This window comes from Chloroflexota bacterium (assembly GCA_009840355.1).
Taxonomy (GTDB): domain Bacteria; phylum Chloroflexota; class Dehalococcoidia; order Lucifugimonadales; family JADFKI01; genus Bin90.
On the sequence record VXNZ01000041.1, the window covers coordinates 1 to 5,877 of the forward strand.

Consider the following 5,877-nt stretch of genomic DNA (forward strand, 5'->3'; position numbering starts at 1 on the left):
CGCCGGTTGGGTCGAAGGGTATGACATTGCCTTCGACTTGCGCGAAGCCGTACTTGGATAGCAGGCGTGCGGCGTCCAACTTGTGGCAGTGCTTGATGGCATAGCTGTCGCTTTGCATCGTGTCTGTCAAGAACATGGCTATGGTCTCACCGTCGTTGGTGAGATTGGCTATTTTCTGTTGTAAGGTGTTTTGGATGCACATGGGAGTGAGTTATCAGTTATCAGTTTTCAGTTATCAGTTCCCTACATTGCTTACCAGGGGCTGACAGGGCTTGAGTGTTAGTAATCATATGTTCTTATTATGAGGACAGGTGATTGGGTTGTCAAGGGGTGATTTTGGAAGGTGAGACATTTGCAAAAGGTGGTGGTGGACACATATTTCACCGCCATCCTAACCTTCCCCCATCAAGGGGGAAGGGACTTTTGAAATTGTCTTGTGGATTCAGGGTATTTCGGTTATCAACTTGAACGAAGTGAAGGGTCTGAAACGCTGTGTGGAAATAAGCCTGTTCGTAGTCAACGCGTTTAGATTTCTCGCTTCGCTCGAAATGACATGAATAATACCTGAATAATCACAATGAGATGAATAATTGAGAGACCTTGCCTGAATAATCGAAAGACCTTAGATATGGATGATAGCGTTTCCATTCGGACGGTCGAAATAGCAAAGCCCGTTCGTCGTAAAGTCGGAAAACGGGTTTGCTTGCGACGATCCTTGCCTTCGCGGGGACATGCTTCAGATTCCTCACTGCGTTCGGAATGACATGGGAGTAGGTTCGGAATGGCAAGGAGAGCGCGGAATGACAAAGACAGCGCGGGATGACAACATTAGGGATTTGTGAAGTCGTCTCGTGGGAAGGGATTCCCGTTGCCTAGAAGCGGCGGGATAGGTTTTGGCGGTGGTTGGGGTCGTGGGCGAAAATCTGGCCGCGGCGGAGCTGCTCTGCGGTTGATGCGACGCGCGGCGGTCGCGGGTTTGGCGGCGCGGTGCCGATTGCGCCTCTGTCTTGCATCGCGTCGATGTGCGATGGCGATGCGCCGATGATGTCGCGCAGCACAAAGCGGTTGTCGCGTCCCAGTGTTGGCGCCGCCGTGCGGTGAGCGGCGGGCGTTTTGGAGAACTTCCACGGGCGGCTGGTGTAGGGCAGCGGCGGCATTTCGGTGATGGGTTCGTGGTGCGCGACTTCGTAGAAATCTCGCTCTTTCAGGTGCGGGTCGAACAGCAAGCCTTTGCCGTCAAGCACTGCGCCTGCCGGCACTCCATTCGCCTGCAATGCGTTCATAAGGGCGTTTTGCTCGTGCTGCGCCGTTTCTCCGGCAATCAGTTCGTCGAGCGCGTCACGGTGCTGCCAGCGCGATAGCGAGCCCGCGAAACGGTCATCGGCGAGCCAATCCGGTCGTTGCAGCACATCGCACAGCGCGCGCCACTCGGCGGAGGTCGATACGGCGATGGCTATCCACTTGTCGATGCCAACGCAAGGATAGCAGCCGTGAGGCGACATCAGCGTGTCCTGGTTGCCGATTCGCTCTGCGATGCGTCCGTTCACGGAATAATCCAGAATCGCCTCGGGAATGGTGGATGTGAGCGTCTCGGACTGCGACACATCGATGAATTGTCCCTTGCCTGTACGCGCACGGTATGCGAGTGCTGCCATGATGGCGAATGCGGTGTGCTCGGCGGCGGTGTAGTCCGCGTATGGGATTTCGGGTAGGACGGGCGGGCCGTCTTTGTAGCCGCTGATGTGCGACAAGCCTGATGTTGCTTCTGTGGTGAAGCCGATAGCGCCGTAGTCTGCCCAAGGACCCGTGTATCCGTAGCCGGTGGAGGAGACCATGATGATGTCGGGCTTGACTTGGCGCAGGTCTTCGTATTCCAGCTTGAAGTTGCGCATCACGCGGGGCGTGAAGTTTTCGGCGAAGACATCGCTGACGCTTATCAGCTCGCGCAGGGCATCGATGCAATCGTCGTCGTTCAGTTCGAGCGTCAGGCTGTACTTGTTGCGGTTCTGCTCGTAGAAGTTTGCCGCCTTGTCCCAGTGCCGCCCTTCGACGCTGTTCGCGTATATGGAGCTGGTGCGATAATTGTCCAGCCGCGCGCACGACTCGATGCGGATGACTTGCGCGCCCATATCGCCCAGCAGTTTGATGGCGTGCGGGATGGCGATGAGCTGGCCCATCTCTACTATGCGGACGCCTGAGAGGGGTAGGGGCATATCACACAACTCCCGAAGCGTTTAGAAGGTTGAGGTCGTCTAGGGATAAGCCTAGACGGTCGCGTAGGATTTGGTGGTTGTGCTCGCCGAGCGCCGGCGCGGGTGCGTTCGCTTGCCAAGGTGTCTCGCTCATGATGACGGGCGCGCCGGGATAGGTAGCCTCGCCGATGACGGGGTGTTCGATGTTGGCGAAATAGCCGCGCGCGGCGTATTGTTCGCTGGCGAGCACTTCCGCGGGGCTGTGCACGACGCCGTAGATATGTCCGCGCCGCTTGTGCGCCTCGCGCATCAGGTCGAACTTGCGCCACTTTGCCATGCCCGCTTCGAGCGCCTCTTGCAGCGCTTGCGCATTGTCGAATCGGCTTTCGGGCGTGGTGAATGCGTCGTCTTTGAGCGCCGGCGCGTCTATGAAATCCGCCACGCCGTCCCAGTCAACCGCGCCGCCGAAGTGAATCGGCACGATGTAGCCGTCCTCGGTCGGCACGGGACTGCGCGGCATGTCGCCGGTGTATGTGGGCTGTCGCTGTCGCGTGCTGCCCGCGTATGTGTAGAGCGATGTGGTGTCGCGCAGCGCGGATGTTACGCATTCCTGTATGGATATGTCGATGTGTTGCCCTTCGCCGGTGAGTTGGCTGTGATACCAGCCGATTAGCGCGGCAGTCGCGGCATTCGTGCCCGCCTTGAATTGCGTTTGCCGGAGCGCGTGCTTCAGCGGCTCTCGCTCTGCCGACCCGAATATGTACATCAGCCCGCCAAGCGCGTAATGGATGATGTCCGCCGCTTTGTAGTCGCGGTATGGACCTGTCTGTCCGAAGTTCGATATGGACACCATTACGAGCGACGGGTTGATTTCCGCGAGCGTATCGTAGTCAATGCCCAACGACGGCATCACGCGGGGTGCGAAGTTTTCCACAAGTATGTCCGTGTGGGCGAGGAGCCGGCGCAACAGCGACCTGCCTGCGGCGGTCTTCAGATTGATTGTTATGCTCTTTTTGCCGGTGTTCAGGTAGGCGAACAGCAAGCTGCGTTCGTGGTGGGGCTCGTCGCCGGCGAATGGCGGCATGCTGCGCGCCGGGTCGCCTTCGCGCCGCTCTATCTTGACGACCTCCGCGCCGAAGTCGGCGAGCAGTTTGGTGCAGTAGGGACCGGCGACATGGTGCGTCAGGTCGAGTACGCGGACGCCTTGTAGGGCTTGGTCTTGCAATTTGCCTGTCCGGGATTGTTGGGCTGTGGAGTTGGCTGGGGGAAGTATATCACGCTTGTGTGTGGGTTCGTGCTGCCTGCTTTTGAGCCACCCGTGTAACTTTGCTGCCGTGGGGGAAAGGACTTTGGCTTCCCGCCCATTGCTTGTCGGATGGCGCAATTGGGTAGATGGACGAGTTGTGATGGAGAATCTTCGTGGGCTGTTGGAAATTCGCGGCGATAAACGCTTGACAGGTGTTATAGGGTGTCTTAAACTGGCAAGACGGTTAAGTGAAGCGATGACATGATGACATTTTCTGATTGACATAAGCACTTCGGCAGGCCTTACAGTACGGCTGGGGAATTGCCAGCCGTTTTTTTGCGCACCTTAACAACTGAATCCTGTCAATAACGATAGACCGAGTAAATGATCCTTAATGTGGGTCAAGTTATTAAGAGTCTACGGTGGATGCCTTGGGGCCAAGGGCCGAAGAAGGGCGCGGCAAGACTGCGAAAAGCCTCGGTGAGCCGTCTGGCGAGCTTAGCCGGGGATACCCGAATGGGGAAACCCATCCTGGCTCATACCAGGAAACCCTGCGAAAACGCAGGGAGGTAAGTGGGGGAACTGAAACATCTAAGTACCCTGAGGAAAATAAATCAACAGAGATTCCCCTAGTAGTGGCGAACGAACGGGGAAGAGCTCAAACCTATCGGACTTAGTGGACTGGGGTCCTATGTCCGGTGGGGGTTGTAACACATGCTAGTTCAAGCCCCAGCGAGAACACGGAGTAAGAAACCCGAACCTTAGCTGAACGAATCTGGAAAGGACGACCGAAGAGGGTGATAGTCCCGTAAGCGAAAGGGTTTGGGCTCCTGGCATGCTGTTGAGTACCACGGGACACGTGAAATCCTGTGGGAAGCTGGGGGGACCACCCTCCAAAGCTAAATACCCTTGGCCACCGATAGTGAACCAGTACCGTGAGGGAAAGGTGAAAAGAACCCCGGGAGGGGAGTGAAATAGACCTGAAACCGTAGACTTACAAGCCGTGGAAGGCTGGGCTTCGGCCCGGCTGACTGCGTGCCTATTGAAGAATGAGCCGGCGAGTTAATTTAGGCAGCAAGGTTAAGGGATATAAGTTCCGGAGCCGAAGCGAAAGCGAGTCTGAACAGGGCGTGCAGTTGTCTGGATTAGACCCGAAACCGGGTGAGCTACCCATGGCCAGGCTGAAGCTCAGGTAGTACTGAGTGGAGGGCCGAACCCGTGTACGGTGCAAAGTGCTGGGATGAGCTGTGGGTAGAGGTGAAATGCCAATCGAACCCGGAGATAGCTGGTTCTCCCCGAAATGTATTTAGGTACAGCCTCAAGTTAGTTTTGTGGAGGTAGGGCACTGGATGGGCTAGGGGGCGTGAGCTTACCAACCCCAACCAAACCACGAATGCCATAAAATGATGCTTGGGAGTGAGACAGTGGGGGATAAGCTCCATTGTCGAGAGGGAAACAGCCCAGACCGCAGGCTAAGGCCCCCAAGTGTGGACTAAGTGTGAAAGGAAGTGGGAATCCCCAGACAGCTAGGAGGTTGGCTTAGAAGCAGCCATCCTTTAAAGAGTGCGTAACAGCTCACTAGTCGAGGGCTCCTGCGCCGAAAATGTAACGGGGCTAAAGTCCACCGCCGAAGCCGCGGAATTCTGCTCTATTTATGAGCGGGGTTGGTAGGGGAGCGTTGTCAGGGCATTGAAGCTGGTGCCGTAAGGCCTGGTGGAGCGCTGAGAAGTGAGAATGCCGGCATGAGTAGCGACAATCCTGGTGCGAATCCAGGACACCGAAAGCCCAAGGTTTCCTACGCAACGTTGATCGGCGTAGGGTAAGTCGGTCCTAAGCTGTAGCGTACCGCGAAAGCGATGGACAGCAGGTCAAAATTCCTGCACCACTGTTATACCGCTCTAAAGCAGAGGAGGGACGTGGGAAGGTAGGCAGGGCGCGCCCATCGGACATGGCGCGTTTGCCCTTGTAGGCGACGACGGGGATAGGCAAATCCGTTCCCAGAGCTGAGGGGGGTGAAAACTCCAGGGATAAAACCCGGGGGAATCTTGCTGAACCTATGCCACCAAGAAAATCTTCGCTGCCAGGGATTCCAGTGACCGTACCGCAAACCGACACAGGTGGGCAAGGGTAAAAGTCCTAAGGTGAACGGGAGAACCCTCGTTAAGGAACTCGACAAGTTAGCCCTGTAACTTCGGGAGAAAGGGTGCCCATGGGGTGATGTCACATGCTGACTAAGCCCTTGTGGGCCGCAGTGAAGAGGCTCAGGCGACTGTTTACCAAAAACACAGGTCTCTGCTAAGCCGAAAGGCGATGTATAGGGGCTGACGCCTGCCCAGTGCCGGAAGGTTAAGAGGCGAGGTTCGACGCAAGTCAAAGCTTCAAATCGAAGCCCCGGTGAACGGCGGCCGTAACTATAACGGTCCTAAGGTAGCGAAATCC

The 5,877-nt window shown here is 56.5% G+C and carries 2 protein-coding genes and 1 rRNA gene; 1 reads left to right on the forward strand and 2 read right to left on the reverse strand.

Annotated elements, in window-relative coordinates; genetic code table 11:
- Nucleotides 1–872: 872 nt before the first annotated feature.
- Entirely contained in the window at nt 873–2,213 is a 1,341-nt protein-coding gene (locus F4X57_11160; protein MYC07709.1) for a CoA transferase, read from the reverse strand.
- Nucleotide 2,214: 1 nt separating this feature from the next.
- On the reverse strand, nt 2,215–3,723 hold the full coding sequence (locus tag F4X57_11165) for a CoA transferase (GenBank protein ID MYC07710.1): 1,509 nt from the start codon (nt 3,721–3,723) through the stop codon (nt 2,215–2,217).
- 114 nt (nt 3,724–3,837) lie between these two features.
- Here F4X57_11165 and F4X57_11170 point away from each other — a divergent pair.
- Nucleotides 3,838–5,877, forward strand: a 23S ribosomal RNA gene (locus tag F4X57_11170); the annotation flags it as partial.